Here is a 281-nt window from a genome sequence, read left to right on the forward strand (position 1 = left end):
GCACGCCGTCGGTATCCAGCAGCATGCGGGTGCCCCCACTGATGCTGTTGCGGTGCAGTGCCGCGCCTTTCAGGGTGGCGGTTGCGCCGCCCTGCACCGACAGCCCCAGCGAGCTGTACTCCCCGGCCTGGTAGCTGGCGCTGGCGTTCACCTGGCTGAGATCGCCGCTGTGGCTGTAGTAGCCGCTGGCGGTCGCGCCGCTGCGCGCCGTACCGGCACTCACCTGATAGGTATCCCGCTCATTGAGCCGGTCGTAATACCCCACCTGATGGGCGTTATCG

General features: G+C 67.6%; 1 protein-coding gene. It reads right to left on the bottom strand.

The features are described 5' to 3' along the window. On the bottom strand, positions 1-281 hold a 281-nt coding region (locus IFU29_RS23000; RefSeq protein ID WP_191935779.1), incomplete at both ends, for a fimbria/pilus outer membrane usher protein.

The organism is Erwinia persicina, assembly GCF_014838825.1.
Classification (GTDB): Bacteria; Pseudomonadota; Gammaproteobacteria; order Enterobacterales; family Enterobacteriaceae; genus Erwinia; species Erwinia persicina_A.